The sequence below is a fragment of the Pseudolysobacter antarcticus genome (assembly GCF_004168365.1).
Lineage (GTDB): Bacteria > Pseudomonadota > Gammaproteobacteria > Xanthomonadales > Rhodanobacteraceae > Pseudolysobacter > Pseudolysobacter antarcticus.
Genome location: NZ_CP035704.1, coordinates 1,820,502 through 1,846,542 on the forward strand (window position 1 = coordinate 1,820,502; position 26,041 = coordinate 1,846,542).

Here is a 26,041-nt window from a genome sequence, read left to right on the forward strand (position 1 = left end):
TGTGGTGGCAGGTAGATGCAACGCAGCGTGGAATGGTTGCGTGCGAGTGCAGCCATCATTCTGAGTAGCGGCAATGATGGCGTTTTCGATCACATGAGTTAATGGCGCGAGATTCGGTACCAATCGCTCGATCGCATAGTTATGCCATCCGCGCCACCAGAGGAACAAAGCGATAGTACAGCCAGATGAAGGGTATGCAACAAAGAAAGCCGCCGAATACGAAAGCTGGAACGAACCACCCAAATGGAATGATGTCGCTGCATGCGATGACAAAAAACATTCCACCGAGTGGAGCGACCGAACTTAGCAATAACATGGGCAATGCCCAAAGCCATGAAGCGCTGACTGGTTGACCGCAAGAGCGGCAAAACTTTTTTTGGGCAGGGCCAAGGGATGTCTTGGCCCAAAACCCGAGGCATCGCTTACCACAGTGCGGGCAAAGAAGCGGATCCATACTTTTATGACGGCCTAACGCTTGAGATAGCCGGCTGCTACCGCGATGAGATTCAATTTGCTACTACGACCGTAATAGTCCGCTTGAGCGAGTTAGGCCTGCAGTGCTTCATGCTTGAAGGAAAAATCATTGAAGACGAGCCTAAACGTTGCAGACGATACGAACAGCATTCGAAGCTCGATACCCTCGGGAACTACCTCCCATTCCCAATAACCCAAGTCTCCCAATTCTGTATCGAAATAGTCCGCCTGCGGATAGCACTGTTCAAATAGCACGACGTTGGAGAAGGTGAGGCGGTAGCAAGTTTTCTTTTCAAACGCGGTGTCCCAGCCATGAAACGTTAGTCTCGCTTCTCTTTTCTGAAAGTCATTGACGATCAGTTTGACCTCGGAGTCATGCAAGGTGTGATTTGCGTTGAAATCCAGCGCTGCTTTGGGTAGACGATCTTTTACGGAGTCGATGTAGCGTTGATACTTTTCGAAGACTCCATCCGCTCCTTCGCATCCGCTACCCCACCATTCAGATGTGAAATACTTCATCTTGCGGGCCTAGCTAGATTTATGCTTGCGCTGCGCCAATCGCAGCCAAGTATCGACCACCGTATCCGGATTCAACGACACCGATTCGATCCCTTGATCCATCAGCCAGTCGGCGAGGTCGGGATGATCGCTCGGACCCTGGCCGCAGATGCCGATGTATTTGCCTTTGGCGCGCGCGGCCTTGATCGCCATGCTCAGCAGCATCTTGACCGCGTCGTTGCGCTCGTCGAAAAGATGCGCGACCACGGCGGAATCGCGATCGAGGCCGAGCGTGAGCTGGGTCAGATCGTTCGAGCCGATTGAGAAACCGTCGAAAATTTCGAGGAACTGATCGGCCAGCAGTGCGTTCGACGGCAGCTCGCACATCATGATGAGCTTCAGTCCGTTTTCGCCACGCACGAGACCGTTTTCAGCGAGCACTTCGATGACTTTTTTCGCCTCATCGACGGTGCGCACGAACGGAATCATGACCCACGCATTGGTCAGCCCCATTTCGTCGCGGACTTTTTTCATCGCGCGACATTCGAGCGCAAAACAATCCTTGAAACTCGGATCGACATAACGCGAGGCGCCGCGGAAACCGATCATCGGATTTTCCTCGTGCGGTTCGTATTGTTTGCCACCGAGCAGATTCGCGTATTCGTTCGATTTGAAATCCGACAGGCGCACGATCACCGGATGCGGCGCGAACGCGGCGGTCAATGTGGCGATACCTTCGGCCAGGCGATCGACATAAAAGCTCACGGGATCGGCGTAACCGACAATTGCATCGTCGATCTGTTTTTTCAGCTCGGGCGATTGTTTGGCGTATTCGATTAGCGCTTTCGGATGCACGCCGATCTGCCGCGCGATCACGAATTCAAGCCGCGCCAGGCCGATGCCGGCGTGCGGCAATTGCGCGAAATCGAACGCACGTTCGGGGTTGCCGACATTCATCATGATCTTGAGCGGCGCCGGCGGCATGTGTTCGAGATCGGCTTCGATACGCTCGAACTTGAGCAAGCCCGAGTAGATGAATCCGGTATCGCCTTCGGCACAGGATACGGTGACTTCATCACCGTCCTTGATCGCATCGGTGGCATCGCCACAGCCGACCACGGCCGGCACGCCGAGCTCGCGCGCGATGATCGCGGCGTGACACGTGCGGCCACCGCGATTGGTGACGATGGCCGAGGCGCGTTTCATGATCGGCTCCCAATCGGGATCGGTCATGTCGGCGATCAGCACGTCGCCGGGCTTGAGGCGATCCATCTCGCTGATCGAACGAATCACGCGTGCGACACCCGCGCCGATCTTCTGCCCGATCGAGCGGCCCTCGATCAATACCTTGCCGCGTTCGAGAAGATTGAAGCGCTCCAGCGTGGTCGTGCGCAGGCGCGATTTCACCGTCTCCGGGCGTGCTTGCACGATATAAAGTTTGCCGGTGTTGCCATCCTTGGCCCACTCGATATCCATCGGGCGGCCGTAATGGTCCTCGATCACCAGTGCCTGCTTCGCGAGCTCCTGCACATCGGCATCGTTGATCGAAAACTGGCGGCGCAGATTAGTCGGCACATCTTCAGTGCGCACGCGCTCGCCGGCTTTGTCCGAATACACCATGCGGATTTGCTTCGAGCCGATTTGGCGGCGCAGGATCGCCGGTTTTCCGGCTTTCAAGGTCGGTTTGTAGACGTAAAATTCGTCGGGATTGACCGCGCCTTGCACCACGGTTTCACCGAGGCCATAACTCGACGTGATGAACACGACATCGCGGAATCCGGACTCGGTATCCAGCGTAAACAACACGCCCGATGCGCCGATATCCGAGCGCACCATAAGCTGAATTCCGGCCGACAAAAACACGTCTTCGTGTTTGTAACCGTGATGCACTCTATAGGCGATGGCGCGATCGTTGTACAGCGACGCGAACACCTCTTTCACTTTGTGGATGACGTCGTCTTCGCCAGTCACATTGAGGAAGGTTTCCTGCTGACCGGCGAACGATGCGTCCGGCAAATCTTCCGCAGTGGCAGACGAGCGCACCGCGACCGCGACTTCGCCGCCCGCATCGGCGCACATTTTTTTGTAGGCAGCACGAATAGCTGCATCGAGCGCCGGTTGCAGCGGATTGTCGATCAGCCATTGACGAATTTCGGTGCCGGCTTTCGTCAGCTCGCTGACGTGATCGACGTTGAGTGTGGACAGCCGTTGCTGGATGCGATCGGCCAATCCTTCATATTCGATGAAGTCCTTGAACGCTTGCGCGGTGGTCGCAAAACCACCCGGCACCGATACGCCGAGTTGCGCGAGATTGCCGATCATTTCGCCGAGCGAAGAATTCTTGCCGCCCACCTGCGCAAGATCGTCAAGCCGCAGTTTGTCCAGCCAAAGCACCAAGTCGCTCAAGGGAAATCTCCGAATCATGGGAAAAAAAGTGTGTGGTCCGGTCCGCGCGCACGAACGAACCCAAGAAAATGCAATTTTCGGTGTTTAGACGCGATGAAACAAGCATGCGCCGACCATCTGCGGCAGATTTACACGGATCGCGTAGACTGCGGCATTTTACGCTATCGGAATCGTCATGCGTCGAACCATCTTTTATATCTCCGACGGCACCGGTATCACCGCCGAGACGATCGGCCACAGCGTGCTCACGCAATTCGACGACGTGCAGTTCGACACGTACCGCATTCCGTTCGTTGACAGCGCCGAACATGCGGAAGCGGCGGTGTTGCGCATCAAGACTTTGTACGCGCAGACCGGCGCGCGCCCGATCGTGGTGAATACCGTGATCGATCCGGCGCTCAGCGAGATTCTCGCCAGCAGCGGTGCGTTGATGATGGATGTGTTCGCGCCGTTCATCGAGCCGCTCGAAAACGAGCTTGGCGTGAAACGCAAACTCAGCATCGGCAAGGCTCACGGCCTCGTCAATTTCGCCGAATACGAGGCACGCATCAACGCCACCAACTACGCACTGACGCACGACGATGGCGCCAATTTCAACTACGCCGATGCTGATGTGATTCTGGTCGGTGTATCGCGCTCCGGCAAGACGCCGACCTGTTTGTACATGGCGCTGCATTTCGGCGTGAAGGCGGCGAATTATCCGCTGACCGACGAGGATCTGGAAAAACTCGAACTGCCGAAACGACTCGTGCCGTATCGCGCGCGGCTGTACGGCTTGAGTATCGATGCCAATCGACTCGCGCAAGTACGCGAAGCGCGCAAGCCGAACAGCCGATACGCGACGCTTGCGCAATGCCGCTGGGAACTCGATCAGGCCGACCGATTATTGCGCCGAGAGAATATTCCGTGGCTGAATACCACGCATACCTCGATCGAGGAAATCGGCAGCAAGATCTTGTCGAGTCTGGGCATCGACAAGCAGATGTATTAACCCGGCAACGGACGCCGCTGTTGCTGGATAATGGTTGCAATATACCCAAAATGGGTACTACCATGCCCAAAATGGGTATAAAGAATAGGAGCGTCAAACGTAAGGTTGTGTCCACACACGCGCCTGCTCCCACGCAACCGGGCATGGGGCTGGCTGATGCGCTGTTTTCGGCGACGCAGCAACGTGTGCTGGCCTTGCTGTTCGGTCAATCGCAGCGCAGTTTCTTCGCGACAGAACTCATAGAGTTGATTGGCGCTGGCTCGGGCGCGGTACAACGTGAGCTTCGGCGTCTAGCCGATAGCGGGCTGGCTACGGTAACCAGGCTGGGCAATCAGAAGCACTACCAAGCCAATCCAGACTCCCCGGTTTTTGCCGAACTGCGCAGCCTCATACAAAAAACCGTAGGGCTGGTTGACCCTTTGCGTGCGGCTTTAACGCCATTGCAGAATCACATCGTCATGGCGCTGGTGTATGGTTCCGTCGCAAAAAATAGCGCACATGCCGGTAGTGATATCGATGTGTTGATCGTCGCCGATGAGCTTGCGCTGGAAGACGTTTACGCAGCGCTGGCCTCGGCTGAAAAACTGTTGAGCCGAGTAATCCATCCCACCTTGTATACACGAGCTGAATTTAATAAAAGACGTAAACAGGGGAATGCTTTTTTGACGAAAATGCTGGCAGGGCAACACATACTTTTGATCGGAAGTGAAACTGATGTCACCGGCTGAGCTGGACAATCTGGTCCGCATTGGCAAACTCAAGATCGAGCCTGCAACGCAGTCGGAACTCGCTGGCTTGCTGCACTCCGGTCGGGTGCGTTTGAAAGACGCGGCGAACGCCAGCCTGAGCCTGGAAAGCCGTTTCGATCTGGCCTACAACGCCACGCATGCTTTGTCACTGGCGGCATTGCGCTGGCATGGCTACCGCTCGGAAAACCGCTATCTGGTTTTTCAGAGTTTGATACACACCTTGCAATTGCCGACGGAGCAATGGCGTGTGCTGGATCAGGCACATCGCAAACGCAATCTTGCAGAGTACGAGGGCGAACTCGATATCGATGAGCCGCTGTTGCTCGCCTTGCTGCGTGTTGCAGAAGATGTTGCGAGGCGCGTCGAAACACTGGCTCCGCTAGCTAATCCGTAAACTCGGTTTATGGAGCGTCTTGCGTTGCCGTTGCCGCTTGCATTCCACGCAACATATCCAACGCCACCGCCTCGGCGACCTTGATGCCATCCACCGCCGCCGAAAGAATGCCGCCCGCGTAACCGGCGCCTTCGCCGGCGGGATACAAGCCTTGTGTATTCAGGCTTTGATAAGTCTCGTTGCGCTTGATGCGGATCGGCGATGAGGTGCGCGTTTCGACGCCGGTGAGAATGGCGTCGTGCATCGAATAGCCCTTGATCTGACGCTCGAACGCGGGCAAGGCTTCGCGGATTGCGTCGATTGCGTAGGCGGGCAGGCTGCTATCGAGCGCGCCGAGTGAAACGCCGGGTTTGTAAGACGGTTCGACCGTGCCGAGCTGCGTCGATGCGCGCGTCGCGATGAAGTCGCCGACCAGTTGCGCCGGGGCGTTGTAGTTGTGGCCGCCAAGCTCGAACGCGCGTTCTTCCCAGTGGCGCTGGAACGCTATGCCGGCGAGTGCATCGCCCGGATAATCGTCCGGCGTGATGCCGACCACAATGCCGCTATTCGCGTTGCGTTCATTGCGCGAATACTGGCTCATGCCGTTGGTGACCACGCGGCCTGGTTCCGAGGTCGCCGCCACCACGGTGCCGCCCGGGCACATGCAAAAGCTGTAGACCGCACGTCCGTTGCGACAGTGATGTACGAGTTTGTAATCCGCGGCGCCGAGGATCGCATTGCCCGCGTGCGCGCCGTAACGGGCGCGGTCGATCAGCGATTGTGGATGTTCGATGCGAAATCCGATCGAGAACGGTTTGGCCTCGATATAAACACCACGATCGAACAACATCTGAAACGTATCGCGCGCACTGTGGCCGATCGCCAACACTACGTGTTGTGCGTCGATCTGCGTACCGTTATTCACAGTCAATCCGCGCACCCGGCCGTGTTCGATTTCGATATCGTCGACCTTGTTGCCGAAGCGGAATTCGCCACCGAGCGCTTCGATCGTCGCGCGCATATGCTCGACGATGGTAACGAGTTTGAACGTACCGATATGCGGTTTGCTGACGTAGAGAATTTCCGGCGGCGCACCGGCCTTGATAAATTCGTTGAGCACCTTGCGGCCGTAGTGTTGCGGGTCCTTGATCTGGCTGTAGAGCTTGCCGTCGGAAAATGTGCCTGCGCCGCCTTCACCGAATTGCACGTTCGATTCGGGATCGAGTTTGCCGTTGCGCCACAGGCCCCAAGTGTCTTTGGTGCGCTCGCGAACGGCTTTGCCGCGCTCCAGAATGATCGGCCGAAAGCCCATCTGCGCCAGCACTAGCGCGGCGAAAATTCCGCACGGTCCGGTGCCCACCACGACCGGGCGTCGTGATTCGCTGGTAGCTGCATGAGCGACAAAACGATAGCTCGTATCGGGTGTCGGGACGATATGCGGTATGCCTTGCAAACGCTGCAGCAGCGCGGCTTCGTTGCGTATTTCGACATCCAGCGAATAGATCAGCGTGATCGCGCCACGTTGGCGCGCGTCGGCGCTGCGTCGCGCAATCGTGTAGCCGATCAGCTCATCCGAGTTGATGCCAAGCCGCTGCAGGATCGCATCGACAAACGCAGTTTCGGCATGATCGAGCGGCAGTTTTATTTCGTTCAAACGCAACATGTTCGGATTCCGGATCGGCCTCGTATCAAGGCGAATCGCCAGCGGTGCAGACGGTGTGCAATTCTACCGTGCCTGCTGCGGACTATGCTGTTGCGACTTTTCCGCGCGGCTCGCTGGTCACGATACGGCAGCGAAAAGCCGCTTTTTTTCGGGTGGTATAATCCGCCCATGACCAGAGCGATTGACTCCCCGATTTCCAGCGCGCTACTGCCAGGACGCTTCGCGTTCCTGATGGGTTTGTACGCGGAAAATTATCATCGCCTGACGCGTTTGTTCGCGCCGGAAAAACTCGGCGTAGGCCTGTACATGTCGAGCGTCGATGATGGGTTGGACGTGCGTCTGGAATTGCTCGAACGGCATCGCTACATGCTCGAATTGCGCCTGACGTATTGCATGCTGGATGCCGACACCGGCGAGTTTGCACCTTCGGCGTATCTGCGTATGTATCAGGACGCGCACGTCGCCGAAGCCATTCATTGCGTTCCCGGTAAACGCCTGTGGCAAGTGCTCGGGCCGTTTCCATCGGCGCGAACGGTGTTCCAGCATCGCACGCGCATGAACAGTTTTCTCACGCGTTGGCTGGAATATCTCGGTGAACAGGGACATTCCGCCGGTACGCTGGAACGTGTGGTCACGCCGTTGCCGGATGTCGCCGCCTGAGACTGAAGTTTGTCGGCGCCGCCTACGCCGCAGACTGCGCCAACGCCAAGCGCGCGTAATCCTTGATCGCTTTCAGCATCGCCGCGAGGCCATTCGTGCGCGTCAGCGAAAGATGCGATGACAAACCGATTGCATCGATAAAACGCGGTTCGGTGCTGATGATTTCCTGCGCCGGTCGCGCCGAATAAACGCGCAGCACGAGCGCGATCAAGCCCGAGACTATCGAAGAATCGCTGATCGCTTGAAACTCCAGTCGCGCTGCATTGCCACCCGGCACAATCCACACCTGCGACTGGCAGCCATGCAGTTTGTGCTGCTCGGTTTTCAACGCCTCGGGAAATGGCGGCAGTTTGCGGCCGAGGTCGATCAGATATTGATAACGCTCGGTCCAGTCGCCGAAATATCCGAACTCTTCGATGATCGTTTCTTGCGCGATCTCGGCGCTGGGTTCGGTGGACATTTCAAGCGAGCTCATCAATGCTCACTCGTTTCCAGCGCGGTCCTTGTGCACTGTCTTCGACCACGACACCCAGCGCGAGGAGCTGTGCGCGCAGCGAATCGGCGAGGGCGAAGTCCTTCGCTTGTTTTGCGCTTTGACGTGCGGCAACGAGTTGTTCGATCTGCGCTACATCGCTCTCGTCGCCCGCAGCATTTTGCTGGAACCACGCCTGCGGATCGAGATGCAGCGTGAGCAATCCCAGCAAATGCGCGGCACCGAGCAGTTTTGCTTTCGCGCTGGTCCGTTGCTCGGGAGTTGCCGCCTTGCGTGTGTCATCTACCAAGCGCGACAAAATCGCGAACGCCTCGGGCGTATTCAAATCATCGCATAGTGCGGCTTCAAAATCCGTCGGCACCACTTCGTCACGCGGATCGACAGGCACATCAAGCAGATCGCGCAGCGCGCCATACCAGCCATCTAAGGTTGCACGCGCTTGCTTCAGTGCGCTTTCGGACCAGTCGGCGGGTTGGCGGTATTGCGCCCTGAGCAGCAGAAAACGCAGCAGTTCCGGCGGATGCAGCTTCAGCAGCTCGTGCAACTGCAGCACGTTGCCGAGCGACTTCGACATCTTGCGCCCGTCCATGTTGAGCATGCCGTTGTGCAGCCAATACTTCGCGAATATTTTTCCACCATGCGCGCAGGTGCTTTGCGCGATTTCATTTTCGTGATGCGGAAACTGTAGGTCGATGCCGCCGGCATGGATGTCGATGGTGTCACCGAGATGCGCCTCGCACATCGCCGAGCATTCGATATGCCAACCTGGCCGACCGCGACCCCACGGGCTATCCCATCCGGGCAGATCCAGCGTCGAGGGTTTCCACAACACAAAATCGCCCGGCGATTTTTTATACGGCGCCACTTCGACTCGCGCACCGGCGATCATGTCTTCGGTCGAGCGGCCCGATAGCTGGCCGTAGGCCGGATAGGAATCGACCGAAAACAGCACATGATTTTCGGCGGCATACGCATGACCATCGGCAATCAGGCGCTCGCACATCGCAATCATCTGCGGGATATGTTCGGTCGCATGCGGTTCGATATCTGGCGGCGCCACGCCGAGCGCGGCCATATCTTCACGATAGGCCTGCGCGAATTTTGCCGTGATCGTGCCGATCGGCACGCCTTGTTCAGTCGCGGCGATATTGATCTTGTCGTCGACGTCGGTGATGTTGCGTGCATACACCACCTGCGGATACTGGCGCCGCAGCAGTCGCGCGAGCAGGTCGAACACCACCGCCGGGCGCGCATTGCCGATATGCACATAGTTGTAGACCGTAGGCCCACACAGATACATCGTCACTCGTTCGGGGTTTTGCGGGGTAAATTCTTCGATACGACGCGTCAGCGAGTTATGCAGTTTCAGCTTCATGGTGGGTTGCCGTTGGTCAGGCAATATTCTAGCAGGCCGGCCCGAAAGCACGCAGGCTGGCATTCCCTGAATCGCTCAATGCCGCGCCATTCCCGGGCTTTTCCGACGACGGATTCACCTAAGCCACGGTTCAGCCGGGAAATGTTTAAATTGCGTTCGGCGCGATGGCAGGAGGTTGGACTCAGCCGTATTTGATGAGCTCCGTCATCGCCGCATTAACGATCAGGTTCGGATCACGGAAGCATCCTCTCGATACATAACCGCTCGTCCGAACTGCGGAGAATACAGTGAGAATGTTGTTGTCCCATGCGATTCTGATGCTGGCGCTGCTGCTTTTGGCAGGCGTCGGATCGGCGCAAGAACAAGCCAACGATGGCGCGCCGGCTGCTGCCGAAGATGCGGTGCATTTCGGTTGGGCCGATGTATTGCGCGTCGATCCGGTGCACGAATCCGCGCGTGGTCAAGGTACGCACGAGGAGTGCGATGAAGTGCCGGTGCAGCGTTCCGAACGCCGCTCAAACAGCGGTGGCGGCACGGTTATTGGTGCGATCGTCGGCGGCGTACTCGGGCATACCATCGGCAAGGGCGATGGCCGCAGGGCCGCGACCGTGGCCGGCGCGGTGGTCGGTGGCGCGGTTGGCAATGGCGTATCGCGCGGCGGCGATGGCTCATACACCGCAACCGAAACGCACTGCATTGAGGTTCCCGACGACAGTATTCCCGATCAACGGATCGTTGCCTACGATGTGGAATATCGCTATCGCGGCGAAGTCTACATGTCGCGTGTGAGTTACGATCCGGGTGATCGCATGCGCGTTCGTGTCAGCGTTTTGCCGGCGGAATAGTCGCCGTCAAAATCGCTAGTTCGCAACTTTCACAAGCGCCGATGTTGCATCGCGCAATAACTCCGGTCATGATTACGCAATGAACCTGATTCCGACCACCAGCGATTGTCTGACGAGCGCCTACATGGCTGCCGGAATGACGTCGCGTGCCCGCCGACCGCTACTCTGCTGATCGCTGGGTAACTCGGACGTCATCATTTTGTCTCGATAAAAACCCAGCCTTTGCGCTGGGTTTTTTGCGTTTCAGCCTTTGGAAATCTTGCCTGCGGAAACTATTGCCATGACCATTCACCACTTTCTCAATACCCAGGACTGGACTCGCAGCGAGCTCGATACGCTGCTGTCGCAGGCCGCCGAGTTCAAGCGCAACAAGTTCGGCCGCGAACTCGAAGGCCGCAGCATTGCGTTGCTGTTCTTCAATCCGTCGATGCGCACACGCACCAGTTTTGAACTCGGTGCGCAGCAGCTCGGTGGTCACGCCGTGGTGCTGCAGCCGGGCAAGGATGCATGGGGCATCGAGTTCGATGTCGGCACGGTGATGGATGGCGAGGCCGAGGAGCACATCGCCGAAGTCGCGCGCGTGTTGTCGCGCTATGTCGACATGATCGGCGTGCGCGCATTTCCGAAGTTCCAGCAGTGGGCGGTGGATCGCGAAGATCGTGTGCTCAAGAGTTTTGCGAAATACGCGACCGTGCCGATCATCAATCTCGAAACGATCACTCATCCGTGCCAGGAACTCGCGCATATCCTCGCGCTGCAAGAGCATCTCGGCGAGTTGAAAAATCGCAAATACGTACTGACCTGGACCTACCATCCGAAGCCGCTGAATACTGCCGTCGCGAATTCGGCGCTGATGATCGCGACGCGTTTCGGCATGGATGTGACGTTGCTGTGCCCGACGCCGGAATACGCACTCGATCCGCGCTACATGGACTTCGCCAAACAGAACGCCGTCGAAAACGGTGGCTCGTTGACGATCAGCCACGATGTCGAATCGGCCTATCGCGACGCGCATGTGATCTACGCCAAAAGCTGGGGTGCGTTGCCGTATTTCGGGCGATGGGAGCAGGAAAAACCGATCCGCGAAGCACACCGGCATTTCATGGTCGATGAGGCCAAGATGGCGCTCACCGACAACGCCGTTTTCAGCCATTGCCTGCCGCTACGCCGCAACATCAAGGCCACCGATGCGGTGATGGATTCACCGCGTTGCATCGCGATCGACGAGGCCGAAAATCGACTGCATGTGCAGAAGGCGGTGATGGCGCGGTTGATGGTTCGCTAGCGCAATAGACGCGGCGCGCGCAGATCCCCATCTCGTTATTCATTCCCATTATTTTTTCCTTATTGCCGATCTGAAAACAGGAATCACGTATGTCCTCTGCCAAAGATATCGTCCTCGCCTTTTCCGGTGGCCTCGACACCAGCTTCTGCGTGCCGTGGCTGATCGAACGCGGCTACCGCGTCCACACGATGTTCGCCGACACCGGCGGGGTATCGGCGGAAGAACGCGCCTACATCGAAGCGCGTGCGCATGAGTTGGGCGTTGCCTCACATCGCACCGTCGATGCCGGCCAAGCCATCTGGGACGAGTTCGTGCGCCCGCTGATCTGGGCCGGTGAGTTCTATCAGGGCCAGTATCCGTTGCTGGTGTCGGATCGTTATCTGATCGTCAAGGAATCACTCAAACTCTGCGACGAACTCGGCACGAAATATTTCGCGCACGGCTGCACCGGCATGGGCAACGATCAGGTGCGCTTTGATCTCACGGTGAAAGCGCTTGGCGACTACGAAATCGTCGCGCCGATCCGCGAAATCCAGCGTGACGTGAAAGAAGTTCGTGCTTGGGAACAAGCCTATCTCGAAGAACGCGGCTACGAAGTGCGGGCCAAGGTCAAGGCTTACACGATCAATGAAAACGTACTCGGTGTGACCATGTCAGGCGGCGAAATTGATCGCTGGGAAGCACCCGGCAGCGGTGTCGAAGGCTGGTGCGCGAAACCGGCGGATTGGCCAAAAGAAGCGTTGCAGGTCGAGATCGAATTCAAGCACGGCATTGCCGTCGCATTGAACGGCACGGCGACTGCGGGCGCGGAAATTCTGACGACGTTGAATCGCGAATTCGCGCGTTACGGCGTCGGTCGCGGTTTGTATACCGGCGATACCACGATCGGCCTGAAAGGTCGAATTTTGTTCGAGGCGCCAGCGTTGACCGCGCTGCATGTCGCGCATCGTGCGCTCGAAGAAGCCGTGTTGACCAAGTCGCAGAATCGCTTCAAGCCCGAGGTCGGGCGCAAGTGGACCGAACTGGTTTACGAAGGGTTTTTCTACGATCCGCTCAAGCATGATCTCGAAGCGTATCTCGCATCAAGCCAGCGTATGGTCAACGGCACCGTGACGCTGGAAACACGCGGTGTGCAGGTCGACGCGATTGCGCTGCAGTCGCCGCATCTGCTGCAAACCGCCAAGGCAACCTATGCGCAGGCGGCCGATTGGGGTGTCGCCGAGGCTGAAGGATTTATCCGTTTATACGGCCAAAGCTCGACGCTGTGGGCTGAAGTGAATCGGGGTCTCACGCATGAATGATTCACTCGCCGCCGCGCTGGTACATCTGCGTGCGCTGGTTGCCTGCGACACGCAGAATCCGCCGCGCGCGATCGGCACGGACGGCATCTTCGATTATCTGCGTTCGGTACTGCCGGATTTTCGTATCGAAGTGATCGATCACGGCGCGGGTGCGGTGAGCATGCTGGCGGTGCGCGGCACACCCGATCTGCTGTTCAATTTTCATCTCGACACGGTGCCGCGCTCGCCAGCGTGGACGCATGATCCGCACGATCTGCACGTGACTGAGCATCGCGCCATCGGCTTGGGCGCTTGCGACATCAAAGGTGCAGCGGCGTGCATGCTTGCAGCGATCGCGCGCACGAAAGGCGATGTCGCGCTGCTGTTTTCCAGCGACGAAGAAGCGAATGATGCACGTTGCATCGCGGCGTTTCTCGCGAGCGATCATGGTTTCAAGCGTGTCGTTGTGGCCGAGCCGACCGAGGCGCACGCGGTGCTCGCGCATCGCGGCATCTGCTCGGTGCTGATGCGATTCCAGGGCAATACCGGACACGCTTCCGGCGAACGCGCTTTGCACGATAGCGCCTTGCATCAGGCAATCCGCTGGGGCCAGCGCGCGCTGGATTTTGTCGAGGCGCAGCAGCACGCACGCTTCGGCGGATTGTCCGGCCTGCGCTTCAACATCGGTCGCATCGAAGGTGGCATCAAGGCCAATATGATCGCGCCGTCGGCGGAGTTGCGTTTCGGGTTTCGCCCGCTACCGTCACAAGGTATTGATGAACTGTTGGCGGTATTTCGCGACTTTGCCGATGCGTCCGGCCTCATCCAGTTCGATGCGCTGTTTCGTGGGCCAACGCTGCCGGCCGGTGATATCGCCCACGCCGAAGCGCGTCGGCTCGAAGCGCGCGACCTGGCCGATGAACTTGAATTGCCGATCGGCAACGCCGTGGATTTCTGGACCGAGGCTTCGCTGTTTTCCGCCGCTGGTTTGACCGCACTCGTGTACGGTCCGGGCAACATCGCGCAGGCACACACCGCGGATGAATGGGTCGCACTCGATCAGCTGCAACAAGTCACCGAAAGTTACCAAAGGATCATCGATCATGGACGCGCATAAAAACACGCGCTCGACCATCGTGCGGCTGCTCAGCAGCATGGCCAGCGCGAAGGAAATCCAGCAATATCTCAAACGTTTTTCGCAGCTCGATGCCTCGCGTTTTGCGGTGGTCAAGGTCGGCGGCGCGGTGCTCAAGGACGATCTGGAAAACCTCACGTCATCGCTGGCGTTTTTGCAGCAGGTCGGGCTCACTCCGATCGTAATCCACGGCGCCGGCCCGCAGCTCAACGAAGAGCTCGCCGACGCCGGCATCAAGACGCCGATCGTCGATGGTTTGCGTGTGACTTCACCCGAAGCATTGGCCGTGGTGCGGCGGGTGTTTCAGCAGGAAAACCTGAAACTGGTGGAGGCCTTGCAGCAGACCGGTTCGCGCGCGACCTCGGTGATCAGTGGCGTGTTCGAGGCGGACTTTCTGAATCGACGCAAATTCGGCCTGGTTGGCAAAGTCACGCGCGTCAATCTCGCGCCGATCGAAGCCAGCCTCAAGGCGAGCTCAATTCCGGTGATCGCCAGTCTCGGCGAAACGCCCGGCGGGCAGATACTCAACATCAACGCCGACTTCGCCGCGAACGAACTCGTGGTTAAGCTCAAGCCGTACAAGATCATTTTTCTTAGCGGCACCGGTGGCCTGCTCGATGGCGAACAAAACGTGATCGATTCGATCAACCTCAGCACCGAATACGAGGCGCTCATGCAGCAACCGTGGCTGCATTCGGGCATGCGTTTGAAGATCGAACAGATCCACGATCTGCTGGATAAATTGCCGTTATCGTCTTCGGTGTCGATCACCAAACCCGAAGAACTTGCCAAGGAATTATTCACGCATCGCGGCTCCGGCACGTTGCTGCGCCGTGGTGAAAAAATCCGTCGTGTGACGCGCTGGAAACAGCTCGATCTGGACAAACTCAAGCATCTGATCGAGTCCGGTTTTCGGCGTAAGCTGCTGCCGGATTATTTCAAGCGCACTGAGCTGCATCGCGCCTATGTCAGCGAAAAATATCGTGCGGCATTATTGCTGACAGTGGAAAATGGCATCGCTCATCTGGACAAGTTCGCGGTTGCCGACGATGCGCAAGGTGAAGGTCTTGGCCGTGCCGCGTGGCAAGTGATGCGCGACGAAAATCCGCGGCTTTTCTGGCGTGCGCGCGCCGACAATCCAGTCAACGAGTTTTATTTCGAAGAAGCCGACGGCTGCATCAAGGGCGAGAAGTGGAATGTGTTCTGGTACGGCTTGACCGACTTCACCGAGATCGCTTGGTGCGTCGAACATTGTCGAACGCGGCCGGCGACATTGAAGGGATGAGCATGACGCAAAAAATCACGGTCGGCATCGTCGGCGCACGGGGCTATGTCGGTATCGAGCTGATTCGATTGATCGCCGCGCATCCCGTTTTGGAATTGGTGTTCGTGAGTTCGCGCGAGCTCGTCGGCCAGCCGGTTGCCGCCAGCGTGTCCGCATTTTCCGGAGCGCTGGTCTACGAAACTCTCGACGCGGAAGCAGTCGCCGAACGCGGTGCGGACGTGGTGATTCTCGCGCTGCCGAACGGCAAGGCGCACGACTATGTCGCCGCGCTGGTACGCTGCGCGCCGCAAACACTGATCATCGATCTCAGTGCGGATTATCGTTTCGATGCGGCGTGGTTCTACGGCTTGCCCGAACTGTATCGCGAGAATTATTCCGGTCAACGTCGCATCAGCAATCCGGGCTGTTACGCCACGGCGATGCAACTCGCGATTGCGCCGATGAGTGATGTGCTAGCCGACGCACCGCAGTGTTTTGCTGTCTCCGGTTATAGCGGCGCGGGCACCACGCCATCGGACAAGAACGATCCGCAAAAACTGCAGGATAATCTCATGCCGTACGCGCTGATCGGGCATGTGCATGAGCGTGAAGTAACGCGACATCTTGGTCTAGCTGTTGAGTTCATGCCGCATGTCGCCGAGTTTTTTCGCGGCATCAACATGACCGTAAATCTGCATCTGGCACGTCGGTTCACGCGTGATGAAATCCTTGCGCGTTATCGCGAGAAGTATGCCGATCAGGCGCTGATAAATGTGCAGGACGATGTGCCATGGGTCAGTCAAAATGCCAGCAAACATCACACGAATATCGGCGGATTTGTGCTCGACCAAAACGGTCAGCGACTGGTCGTGGTTGCCACGCTGGATAACCTGCTCAAAGGCGCAGCGACGCAGGCACTGCAGAACATCAATCTTGCGCTGGGGCTGGATGAGCTGAGCGGCATCGTCATCGAATCGGGAAACGTTCATGAGTGATTTGTTGTGGCAAAAGGATGGCGTCGCGATCGATGCGCGCATCATGAAATTTCTCGCGGGCGATGATGTGCTGCTTGATCGCGAGCTGTTCCTGTTCGATATCCAGGCCAGCACGGCGCATGTTCAAGGACTCGAGCGCATCGCGATTCTCAATGCCGAGGAAAGCGCCGGATTGCAACGCGAACTCGCACTACTTGGCGAGGATTTCCGCAGCGGAAAATTCGTGCTCGACGATCGTTATGAAGACGGGCATTCGGCGATCGAATCACGTCTGATCGAGCGACTTGGCGATACTGGTCGCAAGGTGCATACCGGGCGCAGTCGCAACGATCAGGTGCTGGTCGCGAGTCGTTTGTATTTGAAATCGCAGCTTGAAAATTTGCACGCGTATTGCCTGGCGATCGCTGATATTTGTCTGCGCCGCGCGACCAGCGAATCGCTACCACTGCCGGGTTATACGCATCTGCAGCGCGCTGTGGTCTCATCTACCGCGATGTGGTTTGCCGGGTTCGCCGAAGCGTTCATCGACAACGCCGAACGCGCGCGACAGACGCGCGACTGGATCGATGCCAATCCGCTCGGTACCGCTGCGGGTTATGGTGTGAACCTGCCGCTGGATCGTGGACACACGACAACGGCGCTGGGTTTTTCGCGCCTGCAAATCAGCCCGATTTATGCGCAGCTTTCGCGTGGAAAATTCGAGATGGCAGCGCTCGAAGCACTCGCATCGGCGCTGCTCGACCTGCGTCGGCTCGCATGGGATCTGAGCTTGTTCACTACCGCCGAATTCGGCTTCGTCGAGCTGCCCGCGCAATACACCACGGGCAGTTCGATCATGCCGAACAAGCGCAATCCCGATGTGATCGAATTGATGCGTGCAACTTACGCGTCGGTCGCGGCGGCACGTTGCGAGATCGAACAATTGCTGTCGTTGCCGTCGGGTTATCAGCGCGATCTGCAGATCAGCAAGGGCGCGGTGTTTCATGGTTTCAGTCGCGGTCTGGCTGCGCTCGCACTGACGCCTGATCTGCTCGCGCGCTTGCAGTGGAATGCGGCGCGCATGCGTGCAGCGATCGAGCCATCGATGTATGCGACCGATCTCGCGGTCGAGCTCGCGCAAGCCGGCGTGCCGTTTCGCGATGCCTACAAACATGCCGCGAATGCCGCGGATCAAAGCGGGGCAGGGCGCACGCCGGAACAGAGTCTCGCCGCGCGGATATCGCCGGGTGCGGCGGGCGATTTGCTGCTGGATGAACTCGCGCAGCGTCTTGCGCAGGCGAAAAAATCGCTGGCCGTCGTGGCGTCATGAACATCGTGCCTACGCCGATGTCTGAGCAGGCCTTGCCGCCGTGGCGTCGCTGCGTGCTGAAAGTCGGTAGCAGTTTGCTGGCCGCGAGCGATGGCGGTTTGAGCACGCGTTATGCGCTGGGTATCGCGCAGTTTATTGCTGCGTGTCACGCCGATGGCAAACAGGTCGTGCTGGTTTCTTCCGGGGCAGTGGCGGGCGGTCGCGCGATCCTGCGCGAGCGTGGCGCCGAGGCCACCACGCTCGCTGCGCGCCAGGCACTGGCGGCTGTCGGCCAGACCAAAATGATCGCGTTGTGGCAGCGTTTTTTTGACCGGCCGACCGCGCAGATATTGCTGACTCACGATGATCTGCGCAATCGTCGTCGTTACCTGAATGCGCGGGCCACCTTGCGCGAATTGTTGCGTCTCGATGTATTGCCGGTGGTGAATGAAAACGACAGCGTTGCGGTCGAGGAACTCAAGCTCGGCGACAATGACAATCTTGCCGCGATCGTCGCTGCGTTGGTGGATGCGGATGTTTTGCTGATCGCCACCGATATCGACGGTTTGTATTCGGCCAATCCGCGCACCGATCCTAATGCGCAGCCAATCGCTGATGTCGCTGCGATCACGCCACAAATTCTGGCGATGGCTGGTGGTGCCGGCAGCATCAGCGGTACCGGCGGCATGCGCACCAAGCTCGAAGCCGCCGCCAAGGCCGCCGCTGCTGGAATCGACACGGTATTGTTCAACGGCACCGACGCGCAATGCCTGCGACTACTCGCGCAGGATCGCTTGCGGGGCACGCGTATTCGCGCTAGCGGCACGCATTTGCAGGCACGCAAATACTGGCTGCGGCATGCGCCGGCGGAAGTCGGCGGCATTGTTGTCGATGCAGGTGCGGCGCGCGCGCTCGCAGCGGGCGGCGCGTCGTTGTTGCCGGGTGGCATTGTCGCCGCCGAAGGTGAATTCAAGCGCGGCGATATGGTGGAGATTTACTTGCGCGACGAACATACTCAGCAAGTGATCGCGCGTGGCATCAGCCAATATGCGGCGAGTGAAATCCGTCGCATCGCCGGCAAACACACGCGCGAAATCGAAACGCTGCTCGGCTACAGCTATGGCGATAGTGTGGTGCATCGCGACGATCTGGTGGCCTGCGATCCCGCGCCATCAGCGTCAATGCTAAAATAAACATATGAGTTCAACCGTACGATCACGCGCACTGGCTTGCCGCGCCGCGGCTCCGGCTGTGGCGAAACTGGATGCCGTACAAAAAACTGCGTTGCTGCATCGCATGGCCGATGCGCTGCGAGATGCCAGCGCGCAGGTATTGAGAGCGAATGCCGAGGATCTGCGTGCGGCGCAAGCCAACGGCACCAGCGGCGCGATGCTAGATCGATTGCGACTCGACGAAACCCGCATGGCGGCGATCGTTGCGGCCGTGCATGCGATCGCCGATCTGCCCGATCCAGTCGGCCAGATCACCCAGACCAGCATCCGGCCAAACGGTTTGCGCATCGAAAAAGTGCGCGTGCCGCTCGGTGTGATCGCGATGATTTACGAGGCGCGGCCGAACGTCACGGCCGACGCCGCCGCGTTGTGCCTCAAGGCTGGCAACGGTGTGATTCTGCGTGGTGGTTCGGAAGCGCGACATTCGAATCGCGCGATTGCGAACGCCTTGCAATTGGCTATGACCGAGTTCGGTATCGATGCCGCGGCGCTGACTTTGCTCGACGATGCCGGCCGCGAAAATATTCTGGAACTGGTGCAGCTGGTCGATATCGTCGACTTGGTGATTCCGCGCGGCGGCGAAGGGCTGATTCGTTTTGTGGCCGAGCATGCGCGTGTGCCGGTGATCAAGCATTACAAGGGTGTGTGCCATTTGTACGTGGATGCGCAGGCCGATCTCGATCTCGCGCTGCGGTTGTTGATCGACGGCAAGACCACGCGGCCCGGCGTATGCAATGCGCTTGAAACCTTGCTTGTGCACGCCGATGTGGCTCAAGAGTTTTTGCCGCGCGCGGCGGCCGCACTGAGCGAGCGCGGCGTTGAACTGCGCGCCTGCGAAAAAAGTCGTCCCTTGATGCCGAATGCGTTGCCGGTCAGCGACGAAGATTACGCCGCAGAATTTCTCGATCTGAAAATCGCGGTTCGACTCGTCGACGATCTCGGTCAGGCAATCGTGCATATTCGCCGCTTCGGTTCGGATCATACCGAAGTCATCGCGACCCTTGATGCGAGTGCGGCGCAGACGTTTATCGCCGGACTGCATTCCGCCGTGGTGATGGTGAACGCCTCGTCGCGTTTCAGCGATGGCGGCGAACTTGGCCTCGGGGCCGAAATCGGTATCTCGACCACGCGCCTGCATGCGTACGGGCCGATGGGCGCGGAGTCGCTGACGATCGAGCGTTTTGTCGTGCATGGCGACGGTCAGATTCGTCATCCGCAAACTCCCATCGTAGCGATTGCAACGCGGTGAGTAAGCTCTTATCGATCACCGCGCAGGATCGTGTGCTGATCCTCGCGCCGCACCCTGATGACGAATCGTTATCCTCGGGCGGTTTGATCCAGGCATCGCTCGCCGCCGGTGCTGCAGTGCGCGTGTTGTTGTTCACCGATGGCGACAATAATCCGTGGCCGCAGCGCTGGATCGAAAAACGTTGGGTCATCGGCGCTGCCGAACGCATGCGTTGGGGCGCACGCAGACGCGCAGAAGCACAACAGGCGTTGCGCATTCTTGGCGTGGCCGATGATCACGTGCGTTTCCTTGGGTTTCCGGATACCGGTCTGACCGAATTGTTGATGCGTGCTGACAGCGAATTGATGCAGACGCTGGTCGGTGAGTTACGCGAATTTCGCTCGACCCGTCTGGTGGTTCCGGGACTGCAGGATCGCCATCCCGATCACAGCGCGACGCATGTGCTCGCACGCATCGCGATGCAACACGCCGATCCGACAACGGCGATCGAGGTGCTGAGTTATCTCGTCCATACCGACCTGACTGAATTGCCGAGCACACGTGTACTCACGCTCACGTCGCCGCAGATTCAACGCAAGCGCGAAGCGATTGCGGCGCATGAAACACAAGTGCGACTTAGCGGAAAACGCTTTCTTGGTTTCGCGAAACCGCACGAATATTTTATCACCGCCACGATCAACGATGCAGGTTCGGCGGCGCACGATCATGCCGAATGGCGTGCTGGAGAATTGCTCGTGCATCTGCGAGGAAGAGTTCGCCGTGGCGAAGAGTTGTTGCTCGCATTGCTGACCGCCGAAGGAGCGAGTCTGCATGCGCGTCTGGATTTGCCGTTGTCCGCTGGTACGCGGACGCTGCATGATGAGCATACCGATCGCGTGATCGGGCAGCTGCAAATCTCCGTCAATACGCAAGCAACGCTGTTGGTGCTGCAGCCGGAACTCGGCGCGAAGATCGACGTGGTATTCGCCAAACGCCAGAAAAAACGTCGCGGCCTGATGGTATTCGATCGCGCCGGATGGTTCGAGGCGACACGCGAAAACCATTAGCGAGTGCCAGTTCTTTTGCAGTGATCTGCTTGTTGTCGATCTACAGCATCAACAAAAAGCCCGCGTTTGCGGGCTTTCGTTTGTACGTGGCAACGGCCGAATCGTTACGAAATTCCGGTCATGCCAAGCACGTTGTAGCCGGCGTCGACATAGGTGATTTCGCCGGTGATTCCCGAGGCGAGATCCGAGCACAAGAACGCTGCGGCATTGCCGACTTCATCAATCGTGACGCTGCGGCGCAATGGCGCGTTGGTCTCGACGTGATCAAGCATCTTGCGAAAGTTCGCGATGCCGGCGGCGGCCAGCGTTTTGATCGGGCCGGCAGAAATCGCGTTGACGCGAATGCCGTCCGGACCGAGGTTGTAGGCGAGATAACGCACGTTGGCTTCGAGGCTCGCTTTCGCCAGGCCCATCACGTTGTAGTTGGCCAGCGCGCGTTCGGCGCCGAGATACGTCAGCGTCAAAATCGAGCCGGCGCGGCCCTGCATCATCGGTCGCGCGGCCTTGGCCAATGCGGCAAGGCTGTAGCTGGAAATGTCGTGCGCGACCGCAAAGTTTTCACGAGTGAGGTTGTCGAGAAATTCGCCCTGGATCGATTCGCGTTCGGCATAACCGATCGAATGCACGAGGATGTCGAAGCCGTCCCAGTGTTTGCCGAGTGCGTCGAACAGGCCGGTGATTTCGCTATCCTTGGAGACATCGCATGGCAACGAAATCGACGAACCGAATTCGGCGGCAGCTTCATCGACGCGATCCTTGAAACGCTCGGTGGCGTAAGTGAATGCGAGTTGCGCGCCTTCGCGATGCATGGCGTTGGCAATGCCCCAGGCAATCGAACGCGTGCTGGCGATGCCGGTAATCAACGCGCGCTTGCCGTGCAGAAATCCCATAAATCCTCCGTTGGATACAAAGCCGTGCGGCTAAAGCACGTAGTTTAACGCGTGCGCGACCGCGATGGCAGGTTGCTGCGAATACGGATGTCGAGATGAAGATTGCAATCGTGAGAATGCACTAGATTCCGGGTCAGGTGGCAACCCGAACAGATCAGGCTTTATCCGGATTGACCACGTGCAATTTCTGGCCGAGTTGCAAGGTCGAACCCACGCTCAGATTGTTCCACCGCAGCAGGTCGCGCACCTGGATGCCGTACTGCGTGGCGATGTGCCAGAGCGTATCGCCGGATGTCACGACATGCAGTTTGCCGCTGCTGTTGCTGGCAGCGATCACGCGCGGCGGCGGCATGATTGGAGTTTCGTGTGCGCTGTTGTCGCTGTCGCGCCCAGGCACCAACAACTCGCTGCCGGTCAGCGCGCTGTCGCCCATCGTCAAGGCATTGATCGTGGCGAGTGCGGTTTCGCTGATACCGTGGAAATCCGCGAGCAACGCCAGCGCTTCGGTTTGTTGCAGGCGCACCGGATGCCAGTCGCGCCATTGCGATTTCGGCAATTGAGCCAAGGTCTGTTCGAACGAGGCGACGCGGGTTTTCGGCAGCAGCAAACGATACGGTCCGGCATCCGGCATGCGCGGCAGCAGATAACCCGGATTGAGGCGGCGCAGTTCGGCATCACTAAGGTGCGCAAGGCGCGCCGCAAGACGCAGGTCCACCGGCGCATCCAGATCGACTACATGCAGATAATCGGTTTCCTGCGGCTGCGGCAAGGTCACATGGAAACGCTCGGGGTTGGAAATCACGCACGACAAGGCCAGCAGTTTGGTCAGGTGTTCGTGGGTTTCGGCATCGAAACTGATCTTGCGCAGATCGTTCGACGACAGATCGATGCCACGGCCCTTGACCAATTGTTTGACGCGAAATTCGCCAGCATTGAACGCCATGTTGGCGAGGCGCCAGTCGCCGAATTCCTGCTGGTATTGCTTGATCATGTCGAGCGCGGCGGTGGTCGACGCATACATGTCGAGCCGTCCGTCGTAATCAGCGTTGATGCGCACGCCATAACTGCGCGCGGTATCGGGCACGATCTGCCACATGCCGCCGGGACGGTCACCGCGACTGACCAGCGGCGTGTAGGTGCTCTCGATGTAAGGCAGCATCGCGAATTCGCCGGGCAGATCGCGGCGCTCGAGCTGATCGAGCACGATCAACAAAAACGGCATCGCCTGGGTCAGGCTGTTCTGAAACCCCTGCGGACTCTGGGTGTAGATATGCGCCCAGCGCAGCACTTCGCTGTGGTAGTCGCAACCCGGCATCGCAAAGCGCTGGTTGAGCCGCGTCCAGATGTTTTCCGGGCCGGGTTCTTCCAGGCTGATTGGCTTGCGCGGGGTCGTCGCGGGCGGAGTTGGTTTCGCGATCGTGACCGGTGGTTCCGGCGGCAGCGACGTCGCTGTTGGCGCTCCGCGTGGCGCCTGTTTGGCGTTGTCGATGGCGCAGGAAGCCAGCAGCAAGCAGGTGCCGAGCGACAGCGTGATGCAACCGCCCAGGGTCCAGCGCCAGTCGCCGCGTGGCGGATCCGACGTGGGGTGCGGCGGCTTCATGCGACCGGCGCCTTGAACTGATCCTTGGTGCGACGCAGCCAGGCGAAACGTGCCACTTCGTCGGCGTCGGGATCGGCAAGCTCGGCCTTGATCCGCGCCGACAATACCGGCGTGTCGGTGCGCAGGAAAGGATTCGCGGCGCATTCGAGCGACAGTGTCGACGGCAGGCTCGGCAGACCGCGCTCGCGCAAAGCGCGCACCGTCGTGGCGTGTTCACGCAGCACGGTATTGTCCGGCTCAAGGGTCAACGCGAATGCGGCATTCGCTAGAGTGTATTCGTGACCGCAACAGACCTGCGTCGCGCCGGGCAGGGCGCGCAAACGTTGCAGCGAATGCAGCATCTGCGCGGCAGTACCTTCGAACATTCGTCCGCAGCCGAGACTGAATAGCGTATCGCCGCAGAACAACAGGCCACCGCCGAAATACGCGATATGGCTGCTAGTGTGTCCCGGCACGGCGATCACTCCGAAATCGATCTGCGGTGCGTTGATGCTTATGTGCTCGCCATCGCGCACCGTGGTTGTCACCTGCAAGATGCGTTCATCGTCCGGCGCGTATACCGGCACCGGAAATTCCTGCAGCAATTCGGCAACGCCGCCGATGTGGTCGGGATGATGATGCGTGAGCAGGATCGCGCTCGGAGTCAGCCGCTCGCGCAGCAAGGCCGCGCGCACTGGTGCGGCTTCGCCGGGATCGACAATCAGCGTATGACCCGCCGCATCCGCCAGCAGCCAGATATAGTTGTCGCTGAATGCCGGCACCGGCAAAAGGCGCAGCTTATCCATCGTTTTCGCTGATCCACGGCATCGCTCGCAGCGTCGTCACGTCGGCCCAAGGGGAAGCGACTATAACCAGTTCGCCACATTTGCGCCCGTGCCGGTGGTCGTGGGCGATTGTTAGCCGTTTTTTACATCGTTGGCGAAATCTCGGCGAGGAATCCGCAGGGCGGATCGTGTTTGCGAATCATGCACCGCTGCCGCTGCCCGCGCATCCGAGTTAAGCTTGCGCGCTTTCGCATCGCCCAGATTGTTATATTCCGCATCTCCATGCAGGCTCAACCTGACAATATTTACCGCACTGCGCCCACAGAATTATTGCTGGCGCGAGAGCTGGCTGCGCTAGATCCCCTGCTTGCAGGTATTTACGGTCGGCATGGTTTGTACATTCGCCCGCAATACCTGCCGGAGGTGGCTGAACCCGCGCACCTGCTGGGAAACCTGATCACCTTGCATATCGACACGCCGTATCGCCTCGCTGGTGCATTGAATTGCGCGCCCTCGCAACTGCCGTTCGCCAGCGACAGTTTCAAATTGATCGTAATTCAGCACGCAGCAGAAAATATTGCTGAGCCTGCACTTTTTTCTGCCGAGCTTGCGCGCGTGCTGGCGCCCGAAGGCGTTGCCTTGATTCTCGGTTTTAATCCTTACAGCGCATGGCGACCATGGCTGGCGCTGCAACAACGGCGTTTACCCGGGTCCGCATTGCGACTGCAATCTCCCCACCTTTGGGAAACACAATTGGCACAACACGATATCGATGTCATGCAGCGCCGTTACCTCGGCGCGTTTTTGCCGCGAGCGTCGGCTGTGGCGCAAGCGCCTGACGATTCCGCGCGCTCGTTGCGCTGGCTGTCCGGTCTGCGTGGTGCGTATCTGCTGCTCGCGCGCAAACGGCGCAGCGCGCTGACGCCTTTGCGCCTGCGCAAAGCATCACGCGAACGCGCACAGGCACCACACCTTGTGCCGGGCGCAAGGCGCGCACGACCATGAGTGTTTCTGACGATGTGGTAGTCGAGATTTATACCGACGGCGCCTGTCTGGGCAATCCCGGCCCGGGCGGCTGGGCGGCGTTGCTGCGTTATGGCGAAAAGGAGAAATGGGTCGGCGGCGGCGAGCCCGATACCACCAATAATCGCATGGAATTGATGGCCGCGATTGCGGCGCTCGAAGTGCTCAAACGCGCCTGCGCGGTGAAGCTGGTCACGGACTCGCAATACGTGATGCGTGGTGTCGAGGAATGGATGCCGCGCTGGCGCGCCAACGGTTGGCGCACCACCGACAAGAAGCCGGTCAAGAATCAGGATTTATGGCAGCGGCTGCATGCGGCGCTGGGCGCGCATAAAATCACCTGGCAATGGACGCGCGGCCATTCCGGCCATGTCGAAAACGAACTGGTCGATCAGCGCGCGCGGCTCGAAGCCGAGAAAATAAAACGCGAATCCACAACCGTCACAGCCACAAGATAATCAGC

The 26,041-nt window shown here is 58.8% G+C and carries 24 protein-coding genes; 16 read left to right on the top strand and 8 right to left on the bottom strand.

The window, feature by feature from the left end:
* Window positions 1–546 precede the first annotated feature (546 nt).
* Both ELE36_RS07670 and ppsA read right to left on the bottom strand, forming a co-directional pair.
* On the bottom strand, window positions 547–993 hold the full coding sequence (locus ELE36_RS07670) for a hypothetical protein (protein ID WP_129832508.1): 447 nt from the start codon (window positions 991–993) through the stop codon (window positions 547–549).
* 9 nt (window positions 994–1,002) lie between these two features.
* Entirely contained in the window at window positions 1,003–3,378 is a 2,376-nt protein-coding gene (gene ppsA, locus ELE36_RS07675) for a phosphoenolpyruvate synthase (protein WP_129832509.1), read from the bottom strand.
* Between the two features lie 175 nt (window positions 3,379–3,553).
* Here ppsA and ppsR point away from each other — a divergent pair, with 175 nt between their 5' ends.
* The 3 genes from ppsR (at window position 3,554) to ELE36_RS07690 (ending at window position 5,512) form a co-directional block, all read left to right on the top strand.
* Window positions 3,554–4,369: a posphoenolpyruvate synthetase regulatory kinase/phosphorylase PpsR gene (ppsR, locus tag ELE36_RS07680; RefSeq protein ID WP_129832510.1), complete on the top strand. Its 816-nt coding sequence runs from the start codon at window positions 3,554–3,556 to the stop codon at window positions 4,367–4,369.
* A gap of 143 nt (window positions 4,370–4,512) precedes the next feature.
* Window positions 4,513–5,097 (top strand): nucleotidyltransferase domain-containing protein, encoded by a 585-nt coding sequence (locus ELE36_RS07685; protein WP_242512387.1) that lies wholly within the window; start codon window positions 4,513–4,515, stop codon window positions 5,095–5,097.
* Window positions 5,084–5,512, top strand: coding sequence for a hypothetical protein (locus tag ELE36_RS07690; RefSeq protein ID WP_129832511.1), 429 nt, complete (start codon window positions 5,084–5,086; stop codon window positions 5,510–5,512). The genes ELE36_RS07685 and ELE36_RS07690 overlap by 14 nt, the downstream gene beginning before the upstream one ends.
* Before the next feature lie 7 nt (window positions 5,513–5,519).
* Here ELE36_RS07690 and ELE36_RS07695 read toward each other — a convergent pair whose 3' ends face one another.
* Window positions 5,520–7,154, bottom strand: coding sequence for an NAD(P)/FAD-dependent oxidoreductase (locus ELE36_RS07695; protein WP_129832512.1), 1,635 nt, complete (start codon window positions 7,152–7,154; stop codon window positions 5,520–5,522).
* A gap of 168 nt (window positions 7,155–7,322) precedes the next feature.
* On the opposite strand from ELE36_RS07695, the gene ELE36_RS07700 reads away from it, so the two are divergent.
* Window positions 7,323–7,814, top strand: a complete 492-nt coding sequence (locus ELE36_RS07700; RefSeq protein WP_129832513.1) for a DUF1249 domain-containing protein — start codon at window positions 7,323–7,325, stop codon at window positions 7,812–7,814.
* A gap of 22 nt (window positions 7,815–7,836) precedes the next feature.
* Here the strand turns inward: ELE36_RS07700 and ELE36_RS07705 are convergent, their stop codons facing one another.
* Together ELE36_RS07705 and cysS are read right to left on the bottom strand one after the other, a co-directional pair.
* Window positions 7,837–8,274 (bottom strand): SufE family protein, encoded by a 438-nt coding sequence (locus ELE36_RS07705; protein ID WP_165371528.1) that lies wholly within the window; start codon window positions 8,272–8,274, stop codon window positions 7,837–7,839.
* Window position 8,275: 1 nt separating this feature from the next.
* On the bottom strand, window positions 8,276–9,682 hold the full coding sequence (gene cysS / locus ELE36_RS07710) for a cysteine--tRNA ligase (protein WP_129832515.1): 1,407 nt from the start codon (window positions 9,680–9,682) through the stop codon (window positions 8,276–8,278).
* Window positions 9,683–9,975: 293 nt separating this feature from the next.
* On the opposite strand from cysS, the gene ELE36_RS07715 reads away from it, so the two are divergent.
* The 10 genes from ELE36_RS07715 (at window position 9,976) to ELE36_RS07760 (ending at window position 21,301) form a co-directional block, all read left to right on the top strand.
* The gene (locus ELE36_RS07715; RefSeq protein ID WP_242512388.1) at window positions 9,976–10,527 is read left to right on the top strand and encodes a glycine zipper 2TM domain-containing protein; all 552 of its coding nucleotides are present in this window, start codon (window positions 9,976–9,978) and stop codon (window positions 10,525–10,527) included.
* Window positions 10,528–10,807: 280 nt separating this feature from the next.
* Window positions 10,808–11,812 (top strand): N-acetylornithine carbamoyltransferase, encoded by a 1,005-nt coding sequence (locus ELE36_RS07720; protein WP_129832516.1) that lies wholly within the window; start codon window positions 10,808–10,810, stop codon window positions 11,810–11,812.
* An 89-nt stretch (window positions 11,813–11,901) separates the two neighbouring features.
* Window positions 11,902–13,113: an argininosuccinate synthase gene (locus tag ELE36_RS07725; protein ID WP_129832517.1), complete on the top strand. Its 1,212-nt coding sequence runs from the start codon at window positions 11,902–11,904 to the stop codon at window positions 13,111–13,113.
* On the top strand, window positions 13,106–14,209 hold the full coding sequence (locus tag ELE36_RS07730) for an acetylornithine deacetylase (protein ID WP_129832518.1): 1,104 nt from the start codon (window positions 13,106–13,108) through the stop codon (window positions 14,207–14,209). The genes ELE36_RS07725 and ELE36_RS07730 overlap by 8 nt, the downstream gene beginning before the upstream one ends.
* Complete coding sequence (locus ELE36_RS07735; protein WP_129832519.1) at window positions 14,196–15,512, top strand: acetylglutamate kinase; 1,317 nt, start codon at window positions 14,196–14,198, stop codon at window positions 15,510–15,512. The genes ELE36_RS07730 and ELE36_RS07735 overlap by 14 nt, the downstream gene beginning before the upstream one ends.
* 2 nt (window positions 15,513–15,514) lie before the next feature.
* Entirely contained in the window at window positions 15,515–16,486 is a 972-nt protein-coding gene (argC, locus tag ELE36_RS07740) for an N-acetyl-gamma-glutamyl-phosphate reductase (RefSeq protein ID WP_129832520.1), read from the top strand.
* Window positions 16,479–17,795 carry an argininosuccinate lyase gene (gene argH / locus ELE36_RS07745; protein ID WP_129832521.1) on the top strand — a complete coding sequence of 439 codons (1,317 nt, stop codon included), beginning with the start codon at window positions 16,479–16,481 and terminating at the stop codon, window positions 17,793–17,795. Before argC ends, argH begins: the two co-directional genes overlap by 8 nt.
* On the top strand, window positions 17,792–18,967 hold the full coding sequence (proB, locus tag ELE36_RS07750) for a glutamate 5-kinase (RefSeq protein WP_129832522.1): 1,176 nt from the start codon (window positions 17,792–17,794) through the stop codon (window positions 18,965–18,967). The genes argH and proB overlap by 4 nt, the downstream gene beginning before the upstream one ends.
* A gap of 4 nt (window positions 18,968–18,971) precedes the next feature.
* Entirely contained in the window at window positions 18,972–20,255 is a 1,284-nt protein-coding gene (locus tag ELE36_RS07755) for a glutamate-5-semialdehyde dehydrogenase (RefSeq protein WP_129832523.1), read from the top strand.
* The gene (locus ELE36_RS07760) at window positions 20,252–21,301 is read left to right on the top strand and encodes a PIG-L deacetylase family protein (protein WP_129832524.1); all 1,050 of its coding nucleotides are present in this window, start codon (window positions 20,252–20,254) and stop codon (window positions 21,299–21,301) included. The genes ELE36_RS07755 and ELE36_RS07760 overlap by 4 nt, the downstream gene beginning before the upstream one ends.
* Before the next feature lie 104 nt (window positions 21,302–21,405).
* Here the strand turns inward: ELE36_RS07760 and ELE36_RS07765 are convergent, their stop codons facing one another.
* The 3 genes from ELE36_RS07765 to gloB form a co-directional block, all read right to left on the bottom strand.
* Window positions 21,406–22,191 carry an enoyl-ACP reductase FabI gene (locus ELE36_RS07765; protein WP_129832525.1) on the bottom strand — a complete coding sequence of 262 codons (786 nt, stop codon included), beginning with the start codon at window positions 22,189–22,191 and terminating at the stop codon, window positions 21,406–21,408.
* A 154-nt stretch (window positions 22,192–22,345) separates the two neighbouring features.
* Window positions 22,346–23,791 carry a LysM peptidoglycan-binding domain-containing protein gene (locus ELE36_RS07770; RefSeq protein WP_129832526.1) on the bottom strand — a complete coding sequence of 482 codons (1,446 nt, stop codon included), beginning with the start codon at window positions 23,789–23,791 and terminating at the stop codon, window positions 22,346–22,348.
* Entirely contained in the window at window positions 23,788–24,567 is a 780-nt protein-coding gene (gene gloB / locus ELE36_RS07775; RefSeq protein ID WP_129836728.1) for a hydroxyacylglutathione hydrolase, read from the bottom strand. The genes ELE36_RS07770 and gloB overlap by 4 nt, the downstream gene beginning before the upstream one ends.
* A 270-nt stretch (window positions 24,568–24,837) precedes the next feature.
* Between gloB and ELE36_RS07780 the strand changes: the two genes are divergently transcribed.
* Window positions 24,838–25,560 (top strand): methyltransferase domain-containing protein, encoded by a 723-nt coding sequence (locus tag ELE36_RS07780; protein WP_165371529.1) that lies wholly within the window; start codon window positions 24,838–24,840, stop codon window positions 25,558–25,560.
* A complete protein-coding gene (gene rnhA / locus ELE36_RS07785; protein WP_129832528.1) occupies window positions 25,557–26,036 on the top strand; it encodes a ribonuclease HI in 480 nt (159 codons plus the stop codon). The genes ELE36_RS07780 and rnhA overlap by 4 nt, the downstream gene beginning before the upstream one ends.
* The last annotated feature ends 5 nt before the right edge of the window (window positions 26,037–26,041 follow it).

Coding starts and splice junctions, on each gene's coding strand:
- ELE36_RS07735 (WP_129832519.1), top strand. CDS start 14,196: ATGGACGCGCATAAAAACACGCGCTCGACCATCGTGCGGCTGCTCAGC.
- ELE36_RS07725 (WP_129832517.1), top strand. CDS start 11,902: ATGTCCTCTGCCAAAGATATCGTCCTCGCCTTTTCCGGTGGCCTCGAC.
- ELE36_RS07715 (WP_242512388.1), top strand. CDS start 9,976: ATGTTGTTGTCCCATGCGATTCTGATGCTGGCGCTGCTGCTTTTGGCA.
- ppsR (WP_129832510.1), top strand. CDS start 3,554: ATGCGTCGAACCATCTTTTATATCTCCGACGGCACCGGTATCACCGCC.
- ELE36_RS07705 (WP_165371528.1), bottom strand. CDS start 8,274: ATGTCCACCGAACCCAGCGCCGAGATCGCGCAAGAAACGATCATCGAA.
- ELE36_RS07765 (WP_129832525.1), bottom strand. CDS start 22,191: ATGGGATTTCTGCACGGCAAGCGCGCGTTGATTACCGGCATCGCCAGC.
- ELE36_RS07685 (WP_242512387.1), top strand. CDS start 4,513: ATGGGGCTGGCTGATGCGCTGTTTTCGGCGACGCAGCAACGTGTGCTG.
- ELE36_RS07720 (WP_129832516.1), top strand. CDS start 10,808: ATGACCATTCACCACTTTCTCAATACCCAGGACTGGACTCGCAGCGAG.
- rnhA (WP_129832528.1), top strand. CDS start 25,557: ATGAGTGTTTCTGACGATGTGGTAGTCGAGATTTATACCGACGGCGCC.
- ELE36_RS07695 (WP_129832512.1), bottom strand. CDS start 7,154: ATGTTGCGTTTGAACGAAATAAAACTGCCGCTCGATCATGCCGAAACT.
- ELE36_RS07700 (WP_129832513.1), top strand. CDS start 7,323: ATGACCAGAGCGATTGACTCCCCGATTTCCAGCGCGCTACTGCCAGGA.
- proB (WP_129832522.1), top strand. CDS start 17,792: ATGAACATCGTGCCTACGCCGATGTCTGAGCAGGCCTTGCCGCCGTGG.
- cysS (WP_129832515.1), bottom strand. CDS start 9,682: ATGAAGCTGAAACTGCATAACTCGCTGACGCGTCGTATCGAAGAATTT.
- argH (WP_129832521.1), top strand. CDS start 16,479: ATGAGTGATTTGTTGTGGCAAAAGGATGGCGTCGCGATCGATGCGCGC.
- ELE36_RS07770 (WP_129832526.1), bottom strand. CDS start 23,791: ATGAAGCCGCCGCACCCCACGTCGGATCCGCCACGCGGCGACTGGCGC.
- ELE36_RS07690 (WP_129832511.1), top strand. CDS start 5,084: ATGTCACCGGCTGAGCTGGACAATCTGGTCCGCATTGGCAAACTCAAG.
- ELE36_RS07780 (WP_165371529.1), top strand. CDS start 24,838: ATGCAGGCTCAACCTGACAATATTTACCGCACTGCGCCCACAGAATTA.
- argC (WP_129832520.1), top strand. CDS start 15,515: ATGACGCAAAAAATCACGGTCGGCATCGTCGGCGCACGGGGCTATGTC.
- ELE36_RS07730 (WP_129832518.1), top strand. CDS start 13,106: ATGAATGATTCACTCGCCGCCGCGCTGGTACATCTGCGTGCGCTGGTT.
- ELE36_RS07755 (WP_129832523.1), top strand. CDS start 18,972: ATGAGTTCAACCGTACGATCACGCGCACTGGCTTGCCGCGCCGCGGCT.
- ELE36_RS07670 (WP_129832508.1), bottom strand. CDS start 993: ATGAAGTATTTCACATCTGAATGGTGGGGTAGCGGATGCGAAGGAGCG.